Origin of the sequence: Mycoplasma sp. 'Moose RK' (assembly GCF_015708155.1) — a bacterium.
Classification (GTDB): Bacteria; Bacillota_I; Bacilli_A; order Mycoplasmatales; family Metamycoplasmataceae; genus Mesomycoplasma.
This window is the reverse complement of sequence record NZ_JADDYD010000001.1, coordinates 173,138-189,517: the sequence shown is the minus strand read 5'-3', so window position 1 is coordinate 189,517 and position 16,380 is coordinate 173,138. Positions and strand designations below refer to the sequence as shown.

The following is a 16,380-nucleotide window of genomic DNA, read 5'->3' as shown; positions in this document are numbered from 1 at the left end:
AAATATCTATAAAACTTGAATAAAAATGGTATAATTCATAAACTAAATTAAAAAAGAAAAAGGAGGAAAAATGAAAATAGCTGCTTTTTTCGCGAAAATGTTTTCAATGTCAACTTGAAAACGATTTTTCCTTGTTTTTCTTGGATTTTCACTTCTTGGAAGTGGTATTTTCTTTGTGTCAAGTCACTACATTTCTCGCAACATTAATCGTTCAATTGAGTATGGCGGTGGTGCTGAAGTTTTAGTTCAAGTTAAAACTTTAGACGGAAAAATTCCCCCGACAAAAGTTATTAATGAAGCTGATGCTGCCATTTTTCAGCGTTTGACTGGTGGTGCTAATTTAGATGGTACTAGTGTTTCGACCGAAGGTGAAGGTAGAATTCGTATTTCCCGTAATAAAATTACCAATAATCGTGAATTAGACAATTTTATTCAGGAAATTATTAATAAACCAACTTTAACAATTACAGATATTCAAACTAACCCATTATTTTATAATGGTAAATTTGATAATTCAACAACATTAAAAATCGGTGATGAGTCAAATTGGTTTGTTCCTTTTGCACCAGGTTCTGCGATTTCACAACCGGATCCAAGAAATCCTGCGAATAATCAAGTTGTTATTGAACTAAAAGATAGCAATGCCCAACTTGAATGATCAAAGGCAACTGAATATATTTCAAAATTAGGTCATGGAAGAAACCGAATTTTGATTTGATCAAATATTTCTGAGTTAAAAAAAATAGCAAAAGAAAAATTTCCCGCACAATGAGCAAAAGCAAATGAAAATATCTATAATTTTGTGCATGTTGGCGAAAAAACAAATCCTGAATTTTTAAGTAGGAATAAATTTTTGCAACCAGAATTGAAAAAATTTCAATTCAATGCGCGCAAATATTTGATTTCTGATGCAACTGTAACACAAGCTTTAAATGGAAAATCTTTTGTAATTACTGGACGTTTTTCACCACAAGAAGCAAAGCAGCTTGCATTAAATATTAATTTTGGAACTGCTGATTACAAACTTGATTTTCTTTCAGCATCTTTTGTTAGTCAGTCTAAATCTGATTCTGCTTTTATTGCTGGATGAATTGCAATTGGTCTTGCAATTGCTGTAATTTCCTTATTTTTAATTGTAAACTATGGACTTTTAGGTGTATTATCAACAATTTCTTTGTCACTTTATGTTTTTTTAACTTTACTTTTTTTTACAGTTGTTCGTGGTGAATATTCACCAATCACGATTTCTGCCCTTGTCGTGGGAATTGGAATGAATATTGACGCAAATGTAATAAGTTTTGAACTATTCAAATCGCGAATTTATTCGGGAAATAGTGTATTAAAATCTAACTATCAAGCTAACAAATCCTCCTTTAATGCAATTCTTGATTCCAACATTACAACTTTAATTGCAGCCCTTATTTTGTTCTTTTTTGGAACAAAAAATGTCAAAAGTTTCTCAATTACACTGATTTTTTCAATAATTTTTACACTTGTTGTGACAATTGGATTCACAAAATTTCTCACTAGTTTTATTTTAAAAGATAAATTTTTTGAAAATAACAATAGACTTTGAATTTTAGGAATAAAAAATTACTACCTAAAAAAATACCAACGGGGATACCAATCAATTTATTCAATCGCTAATTATGAAAAAATTTATAAATATTCACGTTGACTTCCGCTAGTTTTGCTACTAATTGCAATAATTATCTTTGCAACTTTTGCTGGAATTAATAAATCTGGTTCAGCTGGATTTAATTTAGCAACTGATTTTAGTGGCGGAACTAATCTTTTGATTGAAAGCGCAAATCCTAGTTTTGATTTAATCAATAGCCAAAAAGCTGAAAAAATTATTAGTTACTTGAATTCACAGGGAATTGACAAAACAAATTCAGCAATTATTTTAAATCCTTTGAATGAAAATGCAAATATTTTTAACATTGAAGTTAAAACAAAACTTGATCTTTCTGCAAAAATTGTTTCATTAAATTCAGCAATAACAAATAATTTTTCAAATTTAAGAATGACAAACTATTTAATTTCGAATGTTGAAGCGCAAAAATTAATATTTAATGCATTGCTTTCAATCGCTGTTGCTCTCATTTTTGTGACTTTATTTACTTTAATTCGCTTCAAATGAACTTTTTCAATTGCAATTATTTTGTCATTAATTTTCAATATTTTGATGATAATTCTTACTGTCATTATCTTTCGTATTCAAGTCTCACAAAATTTAATTGTTGCTATTTTGACGCTAATTGGTTATACTGTTAACGACACGATTGTCGTATTTTATAGAATAAAGTCCAAGTTTAACGAAATTAATCATAGTGATGTTTACAAACTTGAAAAAATCAAAGAAATTTCACATAGCGCAATCAAGGACACTGCAAAAAGATCAATTTACACTTCTTTTGCAACTGTTTTAACAGTCTGTGTTCTACTTATTTTTCATCAATCAATCGACATTGTCTTTAGCTTGACAATGTTAATCGGAATTATAATTGGGACATATTCATCCTTATTTATTGCCACAAAAATTTGAGTTAAACTTGAATGATTTCGCAACAAACAGAAAGAAAAAAGAATCAATAAAAAATACTGAAACATTCAAAAAGTTTATGAACAAACTTTTGTAAATATTAATGATTTTGAAAAATAATTTGTTCACAAATTTTGCTAGCCTACAATTTATTATCAAAAATTAAAATATTTGCAAATTAATCTAAGGAAAAACAAAAAAATGTCTACAAAAATAGTCTTATCTCCAAAAGGAACCTACGATCTTTTCGGTGAAAATGCTGATTTTTTCCTTAAACTTCGCCAAAATTTTTTTGAATTAGCAAAAAAATTCAATTTTTCTTACATCGAAACTCCAATTTTTGAATACAGCTCAATTTTTACAACATCTGGACAAAATTCAGACATAGTAACTAAAGAATTATACCAATTTTGCGATCTTTCAGGGCGCAAGTTAGCTCTAAGACCAGAAGGAACTGCGCCAATTATGAGAGCTATAAGTCAACACAAATTACACCAAACTGAAAAAAAATTCTTTTATTTTGGACCAATGTTTCGCTACGAAAACCCACAAAAAGGCCGTTTTCGACAATTTTATCAAGCAGGGTTTGAAATCACAAATTTTAAAGAAAATTCCCTAAAATTTCAAATCCTTGAAATCATCAATTTGGCCTGTCAAATTCTTGCCAATTTAAAAATCAATAACTACCAAATTAAGGTTAATTATTTAGCTGATTTGGAAACAAGAATAAAATATATTGAAATCTTGTCCGCTTATTTTGAAAAATTTGCTAACAAACTCGAGCCTGTTTCTCAAATCAGAATTAAAAATAATCCGCTACGGATTCTTGATGACAAAGTGGAAAATCAGAAAGATTTTGTAAAATTAGCTCCTAAAATAAGTGATTTTTTTACACCTGAGCAGTTAGAAAAATTTAATTCTATCCTTAAACTTTTAGATGAATTTAAAATTCAATACAAAATTGATCACACTTTGGTTCGGGGGCTTGACTATTATGATGAATTTGTTTTTGAAATTGTCGACACCGCACAAATTTTAGGATCAAAACTGACAATTATTGGCGGCGGATGTTATAATAGTTTACCTTCAAAATTCAATCTTGCTAACTTCAAAAGCATTGGTATGGCTTTCGGAATTGAAAGGATGATGGAAATTTTTGTTCAACAGACGGAAAATCTTTCCAAAAAAATTGACTTTTTTTTATTAGCTTTTAATCCTGATGAAATTATTAAAAATTTTCAAATTGCAGAATTGCTCCGCAAGCAGGGTTTTCAAGTTGAATTAAATAAAATTCCGCTTTCAGTTTCTAAAGGTTTTCAAGTTGCAAAAAAAACAGGCGCAAAATTTGTCTTTTTTTTCGAAAAGGAGCAAAGGGAAAATTGTATTTCTTTAAAAAATACAAAAACTGGAAAAAATATTGAAATCTTATTTGATGAAATAAAAAAAGAAAAATTAAGAGAAATATTGAATGGAGAAAACAATGTTTAATTCCAAAAATTTATCCAGATTACAACTTGGAAATTCAGTTTTTATCCAGGGTTGAGTTCAAAATATTCGTAAAATTAAAAATAAAACTTTTGTAATAATTCGTGATTATTATGGCATTTTTCAAGTTGTTTTGGATCCAAATTCAAAAACTGCACAATTTTCAAAGGAATCTGTTGTTAAAGTCGAAGGAACTTTGGTCCTCAGAACAAATCCGAACCCAAAAATCCATAATGGCGACCTTGAAATAATTGTAAAAGAACTACAAACATTATCTTTTTCGCAGCAAATTCCCTTTGAAATTCGTGATGAAATTTCAGTAAATGAAGATTTGCGACTTCAGTACCGATATCTTGATCTAAGACGTGATGTGATGCGGAAAAATTTAATTTTCCGCTATCAAGTTTTCCACCAAATTAGAAATTTTCTTTTTGAAAATAATTATATTGAAATTGAAACACCAATTCTTTCGAAATCAACTCCTGAAGGAGCTCGTTCTTTTTTAGTACCAACTCGACATGATGGTAAATTTTTTGCTTTACCGCAATCACCACAAATTTACAAACAACTTTTAATGGTTGCAGGTTTTGAAAAATATTTCCAATTTGCTCGAGTTTTCCGCGATGAAGACTTGCGCAAAGATCGTCAATTTGAATTTAGTCAACTTGATCTTGAATTTGGTTTTATTAATTTGGAAAAAGTTTTGGAACAAATTGAATCACTTTTTACAAATCTTTGAGAAAAATTATTTCCAAATTACAAAATTGAATTTCCAAAAATTAAACATCAGGATGCAATTTCTTTTTATGGAAGTGACAAACCCGACCTTCGTTTTGAAAATTTACTTTTCGATGTTGAAATTTTAGACAATTTTAACAAACTTTTTTTCGGAAAAACACGTGGAATTTTTCTTGAAAATTTCCTAATTTCAAAAGCTGATTACCGAATTTTTTCTGAAAAAATTGTTCAAAACAAAGGAAGTAAACTTTTTTATTGCCATTTTGAAAACAAGAAATTCACCTTTTTTTCTTTTAAAACAGATGAAAATTTTCCTATTTTGGAAATTGAAAATTTTCTTTGCAAAAAAAACTTTAAAAATGGGACTTTATTTCTAGTTTCAGACACTTATGAAAATTGCTCGCAGGCACTTGGAGCGTTAAGAAATCTAATTGGTGAAAAATATAATTTAATTAAGAAAGACGAATTTAAATTTATTTGGGTTATTGATTGACCACTTTTTGAATTAGATTCAGAAGAAAATTTGACTTCAGCGCACCACCCCTTCACAGCACCAACCGAACAAACAAGGCATTTTCTTGCGACTGATGCAAAAAAAGTGCGCGCTCAAGCCTACGACTTAGTTCTAAATGGTTTTGAGTTAGGATCTGGATCAATCAGAATTAGCGATTCTAAACTTCAAACTGAAATTTTTCAGATTTTAGGATTAGATCCTTCACAAATTAAAAGTCAATTTGGACCGCTTTTACATGCTTTTGAATTTGGGGTTCCACCTCATGGTGGTTTTGCAATTGGTTTGGATCGCTTAATAATGATTTTACGAAATACTGAATCCATTCGCGATGTAATTCCGTTTCCAGTGAATTCCAAAGGTCTGGATTTATTGCTTAATTCTCCTAGCAAAATTGATAAAAAAATTCTTGATGAATTTGCGCTTGAACTAAAAATTAATAAAGATTAAGTAAAAAAAAAAATCGTTAGTTTTAAATTAAATTTAGCTAAAATCTCATGAAAAATGACAGATTTGGAGTAGAAAAATAAAGATTTTTTTCTAAATTTTTTTACTTTTTGAATTAATTTTACAGCTCAATTCGAAAAAATTATCGAAAAATTAGAACTTTTTTTGTTTTTTTTAACTTAAATAATTAATAATTAAAAGCCAAAAATCTGATTTTATTTTTAAAAAAATTAAAATTAAGTAAAATTTATTATTATGTGGATTTTGAAAAAGAAAAAAATCTTATTTATTCTGATTCCAAATTTTTGCATGATTTTTTTTGTTTCTTGCAAAATTATTTCAAAAGTTCCTGAAACTAAAAAAATAAATGATTACACTAATAATCCTAAAAAAAATATAGCAGATGATAATCTAATTAAGCCAGAAAAAGAGAAAAAAATAAATATTCCTGATGGTTTTGAAAATAAAATCATAGCTGAAAAGGAACTAAAAATTCCTGAAACTGAAGTTCCCAAAAAAATTAATAAGCCAAAAACGTCTATAGTGCCAAAAAATCCAAAAACCAATAAAACTCCAACAAATCCAATTCTAATTAAAAAACTTGAACTACCAAGTGATGCGCAAAATAATGCAGAAAGTTTTGCGCAACTCAAAAATGACCTTGAAAAACTTCCTAATGTTTTGTATGTTACAACGTCAAAACAACAATTAACTCCGCTTACTTTGATTTACAATGCAAAAAATGATTATAAAAATCTTTCTTATCAAAGTTTGGTTGACCCTATTGAATTTAATGAAAAAAAATATAACCTAAAATTGGATTTTTCCGATGCAATTAGTGCAAATTCCGAAAAATCACCGATTGAAAGAGTAAAAATAATTTTTACGCTTAAGGAAAACCCGAAAATTAGTTCAACGAAGGAAGTAGTAGTTTTTTATGAAAAAACTAGTGAAAATTTTATAACTGTAACTAAAAAATTGCCCGAAAATTTTAATGAAATTTTCCCCTCTTTTCTTGCGTTTGCGCTCACAAATTCCAGCAATGATGATTCAATTTTATCACCTTTTTTCAATGATTTAGATTTTATTGTTAAAGGACGAAATTTTGGACTCGGACTTAAGGATTCTTTTTTTGAAATAAAAAGTAAAAATCCTCAAAGTGATGAGGAAAAATACAGTTTTAATGTTGTGGGTGCTGTTCCTGATGACCAAAATGGGAAGTTAAAATTAAAATTGCAGCTTTGAAGAATTGATAAAGAAGAAAAATGAAATTCTTTAGGTTCAGAAAAAGAAATTGAATTTTCTGGAATGGCAAAAAATGACAATTTAGATTACAAAATTGAAACTGCTACAAACAACCTTGAATTGGAACTCATGAAAAAGGAAATAAATAAAAAATTAAAAATGTGGCAAAATGTAAGTGAATTTACCAAAAATGATTTTTTAAAAATTTTGCTAAAACACCTTTATATCAGAGTTAAAATGAAAAAAAATGGAGAAAAATTTTTAAAAATTACAGAATCTGTAGTGAATAAAAATTGAATTGTTTTCCCACAAATTCAATATGTTGATCTAGATTCAAAGAACTTAATAAAAAATTTGGAATTAAAAAAAGAAGGGGAAAATAGAATATCATGAAAATTCAAATTTCAAACTTCTTTATTGGCGCAAAATCAAACCTTAACATCGCAAAACCGGGATTTTTTACCAGGCGATACAAAAACCTATGAATTCAATGGATTTTTTGATCTTAATAACCGCCAAATGAAATAATAAATTTGATTTTGTAGGATAATTTAACTAGGAAAGTGATAAAATTATTCACAACATTTTTAAAATTGGAAAAAATGGAAAAAAAATGGAAAAAACAAAAAATACTCTCACAGAGAGACAATTTATTTTTTACGGTATTAATTTTATTGTTGGCTTTGGTTTTATTAGCACAATTTCGAGCGTAATTAAGCAAGGGGTTTGGGGAATTTTAGTTTTTACTTTGACCTCCTTAATAACTTTAGCAGTTATTTTTGCTTTTGCACGCGCAGGTCAAAAATACCAGGATGAAGTTGGCGGTTCTTATGCTTATGCTAAAAAAACCTTTAAAAAAGAGTTGACTTTTTTTCAAGGCTGAAACCAAATTGCACAAATAATCTTGTTTTCAGCCACAAATCCACTGTTTTTTTCAACACTTCTAAGCACTTTTGACCCAAAAAACAAGTGAATTTATGTTGCAGTATCACTAATTGTTTATATTTTATTGATTTTGGTCGGCGCTTTTGGGTTTAGGCTATCGAAATGGATTATTTTAATAACTGGGATTTTTAAATGATTGACTTTAATTGTTGGATTTGGGTTGATAATTTATTTAATTAGCAAATCAAACAACGCTTATGGTGAAACATTTAAAAATGTTGCGCCTATTAGCATTTTAACACTTTCAACGACAATTTTATCCTTTATTTATTCTTATGGTGGTTTTGAATCCCTGGCGACAGTTTCAAAAAATATTGAAACTAAAAGGTTCAAAAAAATTATTATTTTAATTTTTTTGATTGTAATTTTCAGCTACTTTGTCTTTTACATAATATTTTTAGGGTTGAGCAAAAATTATTTATCGCAATTTGGTCTTGAAGAGGTGTACAAGTACGTTTGGGGTGCCGCAGGAAGTTCGCTTTTTGCAATTGGTTTGGCATTTAATCGTATGTCATCAGCGATTGGTGGTGTTCAACCAAGAGCAAGAATTATTGCGCCGCTTGCAGAAGATGGTTTTTTACCAGCTGTTTTTTCCAAAAAAAATAAACACAACGAATATCAAAATGCAATTTATCTATCAGTTGCAATTGTGGTTGCTTCCAGTTTAGTATTCACAATTATTCCTGAAATTCTTGAAGTAAAAAATTCTTTTGACACAATTTTAAAAGCAGGAAATATCTCATTTTTAATACAATATTTGTTCACAATTTTCACAGTTTTAGTTTGAAAATATCGTAAAACAGAAAAAATCCCAATTTGAGAAACAATCATTTATATTTTAGGAATGATTACAATTTTTTTCACACTAATTTTTTCACAAATGCCATTCATTAGCGGAACAAATGACACAAAAATAACTTTAGAATTATTCATTCCATTAATTAGTTATTTTTGCTCGATAATTTTAGGATATCTAATTCGTTTCATGAATTATTGAATAAATTCACGCAAGAAAAAGAAAATTTCGCAAAATTAACCTTCAACTACAATTAAAAGATGCAACAACTTTACTAGAAGAACAACAATTTCATCGATCTTTACAACTAGGTTTCACCAGTTAACCAATTTAATTTTTATTCAGTTTGTGATCCTCGTTCTCATTCTTAATTCTATAATTTTTACTTAAATTTTAAAAAAATTTAAATTTAAGTAATTTTTGAAACCTCCTTGAATTTAATTTGCTTAATACATTTTCTAATTTTTAATATTTTTAATTATATCATAAAACTTTTAAATTGACAAAAAATTATTTTATTACTAATTAACTATTAGAAATTACTAATAAAAGCTATAAAAAAAGAGGTAAAATGAACCAGTTTAATAAGACAAACTCAAAAAATGATTGCTATAATCGGTCAGTTTCTCCACTTGAGTTTGCACTAAAAAAATTTTTCTGGAAAGATGCATTCAGTCAATTGGAATATGATTAATTACAAATTGGATCAAGGTGAAATTATCGACCCAGTTCAGGCAGAGCTAGAAAAAAATTAGATAAAAGTCTTGAAGAATATGTAATTTTCTAACTAATGGAGCTCTAAATTTTGCTAGCCTACAAAAATCCCGATAAATCAAGTCTAAAATTTTTGCTTGCTTCGACAAATTCTTTGTTTTTGAAGGTTCAGAAATTTCCACTTTCTGCTTTCTCCGTTCAAGGAACACCGTCTTTTTCGATATAAAGTCGATATTCATTATTTGTGGTAGCCCCAATTAATTTAATTCCTCCACGTGCCATTATTGGTTTTAAAATCAAAAAAAGAAGAATTAATTTTAAAATTTGGTAAAAATGCAAAAAATACCGGAGATTCTAGTGTACAAATTGCGATTTTAACCGAAGATATTGAAAAATTAAAAGTTCATTTTGCAAAAAATAAAAAAGACAAACATTCAATGCGTGGTTTTATTGCTAAAGTTAACAAACGTAAAAAACTTTTAAATTACCTCAAAAACAAACATTTTGATGTTTATAAAGAGGCAATTAAAGCTTTAGATATTCGAAAATAATTTTTTTTATAATTATTTTGATGCTAGTTTTTTGATTTTATTTATACTTTTTTTCTTATTTTTAAAATAAGTAATGATTTTAAAAATAATTGTAGAAAATGCAATATAAAATGATAAAATTCACAAAAGATCTAAACTAATACGACCAATTATGTAATTTATTGGTTTGTACATAAAAAAATTACTAAAAAATGGCAGTTTAATTGAAATAAGAAAAACTAAAAAAGTAATAATAAAAATAAGTGATTGAATAAAAATTCAATATAAATTTTCTTTTTTAAACAATATTTTTTTACTTATATTAACAGAAAAACACTGATTAGTTTCATTGTTTATTTTGAAATTTCTCAAGGTAAAAACAAAAACAATAACAACAGTTAAAAGTAAGATTATAATTGCTGTAACTGCTAAAATCATTGGCAAAATACCAGAAGCTACTCCGCTATGAATCCCGTATTCAATTTTTGTTGCCAATTTAAATCCTTTTTTTTCTAGATTTGACAACAAATTTTTGCCATTTTGTTCACTTGGATCATAAAAAACATTTAATTTTAAAGGTTGATTTTCATTTATTGAATCAGCAAAAAACTGAACTATGTTTTTGTTAAATTCTATTTTATTTATTTCATCAGATTCAAGAATTCCACTAATTTTAAAAGTAAAAAGATGATTTTTGAAAAATAAGAAATTAATATTTTCTATTTTAAAAGTTATTTCATCTCCTAGATTTAAATTTAAATTGAAATTTTTACTAAAATATTTAATTAAATTTTGACTAACAAGAATTTCGTTTTTATTTTTACTAAAATGACCTATTTTTAGCACTTTATCTTTTTCATCAAGACTAAAATTTTTATTAGAATTTAAAGCATAAAGTCCAAAAATTTTAAAATCAACAGTATTTTTAGTGTTTGTTGTTTTTGCATTATAATATACTAAATTTTTAATTAAAAATTCAAAGAACCTAGTTTGACCTTGAACTTCTACTTGATTTTGATTGAAAAATGTTTTTGATTTATCAAAAATATTTTTAACTAGGTTTTTATAACTACTATTGGAAATTAAAACAAGAAAATCTGGATGATCATTAGCAAACCCTACTGTTGCTACAATTTGAAATTTTTTAGTATAAATTAATTCCCTTTTATTAGTTGAAAAATTTGATATTCAATATTTATAATCAATATAATCACCAATTTTAACTTTATTTAAATTAGCAAAATCTCGTGAAACTATTATTTGATCATCATTTTCTAGAAATTTACCTTGAAAATTAGTATAGTTTTTCATATCATTTTTAAAAAAATGATTGATTTCAACTGGCAAAATTTTAGTTGGTATATGATTAAAACTAACAGAGTTTTTATTGGTAAATTCGCCAAAATCTAGTGTTGATTCGCCATTTGAAACATACTTAACAGAATTTAAGTTTTTTATTTCTGAAATTTCATTATTTTTGAACTCTTCTCCATTTTTTTTCACAATAGTTATTTGTTGATTTTGTGAATTATAAATGGGCAAATCAAATTTTTTATCAAGTTCTCATAAAAACAAAAAAAGTAAAACTGAAGGAATTGAAAAAACTATAAAGAAAAATGATAAAAATCAATTTTTTTGAAAATTAGTTTTTAAATATTTTAAAACAATTAATAAACTTGTGAATTTTTTTTCTTTTATTTTTTTCATTAAAAATACCTAAATTTAACTGCATTAATTAAATGTCGTAATTTCTAATTAAAATACCATTTCTATCAATTTCATATCCTTCTTCAAAGATTTTTGGATATGAATAAATATTACCATTTGCACTTAATAATTTTTGTTTAGGTGGATGATTTTTTATATAATCATCATCTATTTTAAATGATCATCAATAACCTAGTGATCAAAAACTTCAAATATCTCATTTAGAAATGAGTAAATTAGAAAAACCTGGTCATCCAAAATTTACAAGATATTTTTCTGTATCTGAATCATAACCATATAAAAGAATGTTATGGCCAACATTAAAATTAGCAAAAGATAACATAACTGGCATTCTATTTTTTAATAAAAAAGTTTCGGGGTTACTTGAATGCATTCAACTAGCAGAATAGTCAGTTGTGACGTAATTTTTTATTTCCTTTCCTTTTAGAAATTTTTATAATGTATTAGTAAAATAAAAAGCATACTTAACATTTTCGTATTTTTCATTAAGTTCAAACAATTGAACTGGAAGTGAATTATATGTAGTAGCTCCATCGCTAAAATATTTATTTTTATAATATTTATATTCTGCAACACCATCACTTAAATTATAAGAATAATTAATTTTTATATCAAAGAATCTATCAATTTCTTCATCGTTAAATATTCCAGATGCAATGAATGTTTCAGCATATTCTAACATTAAAGACATAACAATGTATTCACAAAGTCCGACGGTTCTAGAATCATTTTGATATTCTATATAACCAAGTTTGGAATATGAATCTTTTACCTTAAATCATCAAGAATTTTGAATAGGAATATTAAAAGAATAAAGATTATTAACTTTTTCAGCTTTTGTCGCTATTTCTTCAGGATTTTCAATTCCTCGTTTTATACGAAATTTATAATTAAAATATTCTTCTTTTTTAGCCTTATTTTTTCTTGTATTCTGCCCAGTTGCATTTAAATATATATCTTTTTGATTCTTTATAACCTCAACTATTCTTTCATCTAATTTTTGTTTAGAAATTAACCCAAAATATTCATCATCAACTTGATAATGCAATGAAAATCCGGGCATGTAAACAACATTATTTTTATCAAATAATTCCTTATCAAAATTAAAATTTGCAATTTCGTTAGTTTCATAATTTTCAGGAGTTATTATCAAATAATGATTAATAAATTGCAAAAATAATATTGGTTGATTGAAAATATTTCTTAAAACTTTATAATATAAAAAATCCTGAGATGTATTAGTTTTTTTTAATAATTCTACTTTGGATGTTTTAATAAAAAAATCTATTTGTTGTTGACTCAAAATGATTTTGTTTTGATCTACTTTCATAACAATATTTTCAAATAAGCGTATCATCTTTAATTTTCCTAATTTTATAAATTATTTTTTAAAAAACAATAGTTTATGATTTTTTTGTTATTTTATATGGTTAAATTATAGCATTAACCATTTTTTTTTTTTTTTTGAAAAACTAATTGAATTTATTATTAGTTTTTAAGTTTTAAGTTAAAATCAGTAAGAATTTTTTCATCAATTTTGCCTGGTGAATTAAGCAATAAATCAAAACCTTTGGAATTTACCGGAAAAGCAATGACATCGCGAATTGAATCAGCTTGTTTAAGCAACATCACTAGTCGATCAAGACCAATTGCAAAACCACCATGAGGTGGGGCTCCATAGGAAAAGGCTTTTAAAAGAGGGCCAAATTGACTTTTAATTTCCTGTGAATTTAGACCTAAAATTTTAAAAATTTTCCTTTGTAATTCAGAATCAATAATGCGAATTGAACCTGAACCAAGTTCAAAACCATTAAGCACTAAATCACAGGCTTCAGCTCGAACTTTCATTGTATCTAAGTCCAAAAAATGTCTAGTTTCTGAAGTTGGATTAGTAAAAGGATGGTGAACTGGAGTTAAATTTTGTTGTGAATCTAATTCAAAATTTTGTCATTTATTTATTCTTATGGCGGTTTTGAATCTTTAGCAACAATTTCAAAAAATGTTGAAACAAATAGGTTTAGAAAAATTATTATTTTGATTTTTTTAATTGTGATTTCAAGTTATTTTGTTTTTTATATTATATTTTTAGGGCTTGGGAAAAATTATCTTTCTGAATTTGGACTAAAAAATGTTTATAAAACACTTTGAGGCACTTCTGGAGGTTTGCTTTTTGCAATTGGGCTTGCATTCAATAGAATGTCAGCAGCAATTAGTGGTGTCCAACCACGAACAAGAATTATTGCGCCACTTGCCGAAATGGTTATATACCTGTTGTTTTTTCAAAAAAACAAACACAACGAGCATCAAAATGCAATTTATTTATCAGTTGTAATTATTGTTATTTCTGGCTTAATTTTTACAATTATTCCCGAAATTGCAAATTTAAAAAATTCTTTTGGAATAATTTTAAAGGCCGGAAATATTTCTTTTTTAATCCAATACCTACTTACAATTTTTACAGTTTTAATTTGAAAATACCGAAAAACTGAATCAATTTCACTTTGAGAAACGCTAATTTACTTTTTAGGAATGGCAACAATAATTTTTACACTTGTTTTTTCACAAATGCCATTCACTAGTACAAAAAAAATAACTCTAATAGATTTTATTCCACTAATTAGCTACTTTTGTGCAATGGCGCTTGGTTATTTTGTGCGATTTTTTACTTTTTTAAGCAAACAAAAAAGTAAAAACAATACGCAAAATATTAATAAAAATTAATTTAATGCTTCTCAAAAACTAACTTTCAAAAACTAAAAGATGTAAAACTTTTAATAGTAAAACCACAATTTCATCTACTTTCAAAACTAGATTCCACCAATTAACTAATTTATTTTTTACTCAATTTATGATCCTCGTCCTCATTTTTGATTTTTTCTTACTGAATACTGAAATTTTAAAATTTTCCTTTATAATTTCAGTACCTTTCCTCCTTTTTTTAATTTACCCTATCTTTTGAACGTAAAATTAAATCGCAAAAATAAACTTTTTGTTCAAATTCTAATAATATTTTTCAAAAAAATTCATTAATTTTACCAAAAAAATAATTTTAAAAAAAAATTAATTTTTTTGGTAAAATTAAGATTCTAAACAATTTAAAAAAATTATGATTTAATTACGATTTAATTCTAATTTTTTTAAATTGTTTACCCAAAAAATCCACCTATAAAATTAATAAAAAGTATTAGAAAAGGCATGCTTATGCACCAAACTAACAGGCTAAAATTGAAAAATGAATACTATAATCAATCAGTATCACCGCTTGAATTTGCCCTAAAAAATTTTTCAGGCAAAATGCGTTCAATTAATTGAAATATCATCAATGACCCAAAAGATCTTGAAGTTTGAACTCGTGTTGTCCAAAATTTTTGAATTCCGGAAAAAATTCCACTTTCTAATGATCTTGAGTCCTGAAGAACTTTAAGCCCAATTTGAAAAAAAATTATAACTCGTACTTTTACCGGACTAACACTTTTAGATACAATTCAGGCCACAATTGGTGATGTAGCCCAAATAAAACACGCCTTAACTGATCATGAACAAGTAATTTATACTAATTTTGCCTTTATGGTGGGAGTTCATGCTCGTTCTTATGGTTCAATTTTTTCCACTCTTTGTTCAAGTGAAGAAATTGAAGAAGCGCACAATTGAGTAATTAATAACGAAAAATTACAAAAAAGAGCAAGAATTTTAATCCCTTTTTACATAGATTCTGATCCCTTAAAATCAAAAGTAGCTGCTGCTTTAATGCCGGGTTTTTTGCTTTATGGTGGTTTTTACCTTCCGTTTTACCTTTCTGCAAGGTCAAAATTGCCTAATACTTCTGATATTATCAGATTAATTTTGCGCGATAAAGTGATTCATAATTATTATTCTGGTTATAAATTTCAAAAAAAGGTAGAAAAATTAGATCCTGAAAAACAAAAGGAGATCAAAAATTTCGTGTTTGACCTCCTTTATAAATTAATTGAACTCGAAAAAGACTATCTTTATGATCTTTATTCTGAAATTGGGATTGCTAAATCAGCAATAAAGTTTAGTTTATATAATGCCGGGAAATTTCTCCAAAACTTAGGTTATGATTCGCCTTTTTCAAAAGAAGAAACTGAAATCGAACCAGAAATTTTAAGCCAACTATCAGCTCGCGCTGATGAAAATCATGATTTTTTTTCTGGAAATGGTTCTTCTTATGTTATGGCGCTTGCTGAAGAAACCGAAGATGAAGATTGGGAATTTTAAATGGAAAAACAGAATGAAAATCCACTTTTTAAAAACTTTAAAAAACCAAAAGGAGAAATTTTTCTTGTTTATTTTTCTTCAATTTCAAATAATACTCATAGATTTATTCAAAAACTTGAATTTAAAAACGCAAGAATTCCTGTCGAAATTGAAGAAAATCTTAGTGTAAATCAGGATTATATACTTTTTTGCCCAACTTATAGTGGCGGCAAAGGTTTGACTAGTGGAGCAGTCCCAAAACAGGTGATAAAATTTTTAAATAACCCCGAAAATCGTAGTTTTTGCCGCGGTGTAATTGCTTCAGGCAATACAAATTTTGGTGATACCTTTGGTCTTGCGGGAACAATTTTATCAAAAAAATTACAGGTTCCTTTTTTATATCAATTTGAACTTTTGGGCACAAAAACCGATGTTTTTGAAGTAAAAAAAATTTTAAAAAATTTTTGAGGCAACTAAA

Annotated in this window: 14 protein-coding genes; 9 read left to right on the top strand and 5 right to left on the bottom strand. The window is 26.8% G+C overall.

Annotated features, from left to right (window positions below):
- Positions 1–70 precede the first annotated feature (70 nt).
- From secDF to IM807_RS00725, 5 genes are all read left to right on the top strand, one after another.
- Positions 71–2,665: a protein translocase subunit SecDF gene (gene secDF / locus IM807_RS00745; RefSeq protein WP_196362673.1), complete on the top strand. Its 2,595-nt coding sequence runs from the start codon at positions 71–73 to the stop codon at positions 2,663–2,665.
- A gap of 81 nt (positions 2,666–2,746) precedes the next feature.
- Positions 2,747–4,033, top strand: coding sequence for a histidine--tRNA ligase (gene hisS / locus IM807_RS00740; protein ID WP_196362672.1), 1,287 nt, complete (start codon positions 2,747–2,749; stop codon positions 4,031–4,033).
- Entirely contained in the window at positions 4,026–5,729 is a 1,704-nt protein-coding gene (gene aspS, locus IM807_RS00735; RefSeq protein ID WP_196362671.1) for an aspartate--tRNA ligase, read from the top strand. The genes hisS and aspS overlap by 8 nt, the downstream gene beginning before the upstream one ends.
- 261 nt (positions 5,730–5,990) lie before the next feature.
- Positions 5,991–7,499: an LppA-related lipoprotein gene (locus tag IM807_RS00730; protein WP_196362670.1), complete on the top strand. Its 1,509-nt coding sequence runs from the start codon at positions 5,991–5,993 to the stop codon at positions 7,497–7,499.
- 85 nt (positions 7,500–7,584) lie between these two features.
- Complete coding sequence (locus IM807_RS00725; protein WP_196362669.1) at positions 7,585–8,952, top strand: APC family permease; 1,368 nt, start codon at positions 7,585–7,587, stop codon at positions 8,950–8,952.
- Positions 8,953–9,525: 573 nt separating this feature from the next.
- Here IM807_RS00725 and IM807_RS00720 read toward each other — a convergent pair.
- Positions 9,526–9,708 (bottom strand): hypothetical protein, encoded by a 183-nt coding sequence (locus tag IM807_RS00720; protein ID WP_196362668.1) that lies wholly within the window; start codon positions 9,706–9,708, stop codon positions 9,526–9,528.
- Between the two features lie 2 nt (positions 9,709–9,710).
- Here IM807_RS00720 and rpsO point away from each other — a divergent pair, with 2 nt between their 5' ends.
- Positions 9,711–9,977: a 30S ribosomal protein S15 gene (gene rpsO / locus IM807_RS00715; protein ID WP_196362667.1), complete on the top strand. Its 267-nt coding sequence runs from the start codon at positions 9,711–9,713 to the stop codon at positions 9,975–9,977.
- 12 nt (positions 9,978–9,989) lie between these two features.
- Here rpsO and IM807_RS00710 read toward each other — a convergent pair whose 3' ends face one another.
- The 4 genes from IM807_RS00710 to IM807_RS00695 form a co-directional block, all read right to left on the bottom strand.
- On the bottom strand, positions 9,990–11,663 hold the full coding sequence (locus IM807_RS00710) for a hypothetical protein (protein WP_196362666.1): 1,674 nt from the start codon (positions 11,661–11,663) through the stop codon (positions 9,990–9,992).
- 28 nt (positions 11,664–11,691) lie between these two features.
- Complete coding sequence (locus IM807_RS00705; RefSeq protein WP_230861146.1) at positions 11,692–12,015, bottom strand: putative cysteine peptidase; 324 nt, start codon at positions 12,013–12,015, stop codon at positions 11,692–11,694.
- 102 nt (positions 12,016–12,117) lie between these two features.
- Positions 12,118–13,041: a putative cysteine peptidase gene (locus IM807_RS00700; RefSeq protein WP_196362665.1), complete on the bottom strand. Its 924-nt coding sequence runs from the start codon at positions 13,039–13,041 to the stop codon at positions 12,118–12,120.
- Positions 13,042–13,172: 131 nt separating this feature from the next.
- A complete protein-coding gene (locus IM807_RS00695) occupies positions 13,173–13,601 on the bottom strand; it encodes an amino acid--tRNA ligase-related protein (protein ID WP_308699296.1) in 429 nt (142 codons plus the stop codon).
- A 27-nt stretch (positions 13,602–13,628) separates the two neighbouring features.
- Between IM807_RS00695 and IM807_RS00690 the strand changes: the two genes are divergently transcribed.
- The 3 genes from IM807_RS00690 (at position 13,629) to nrdI (ending at position 16,379) form a co-directional block, all read left to right on the top strand.
- A complete protein-coding gene (locus IM807_RS00690; RefSeq protein ID WP_230861144.1) occupies positions 13,629–14,405 on the top strand; it encodes an amino acid permease in 777 nt (258 codons plus the stop codon).
- Between the two features lie 474 nt (positions 14,406–14,879).
- Positions 14,880–15,923 carry a class 1b ribonucleoside-diphosphate reductase subunit beta gene (gene nrdF, locus IM807_RS00685; RefSeq protein ID WP_374958956.1) on the top strand — a complete coding sequence of 348 codons (1,044 nt, stop codon included), beginning with the start codon at positions 14,880–14,882 and terminating at the stop codon, positions 15,921–15,923.
- On the top strand, positions 15,924–16,379 hold the full coding sequence (gene nrdI, locus IM807_RS00680; RefSeq protein WP_196362664.1) for a class Ib ribonucleoside-diphosphate reductase assembly flavoprotein NrdI: 456 nt from the start codon (positions 15,924–15,926) through the stop codon (positions 16,377–16,379). It begins immediately after the preceding gene.
- The last annotated feature ends 1 nt before the right edge of the window (position 16,380 follow it).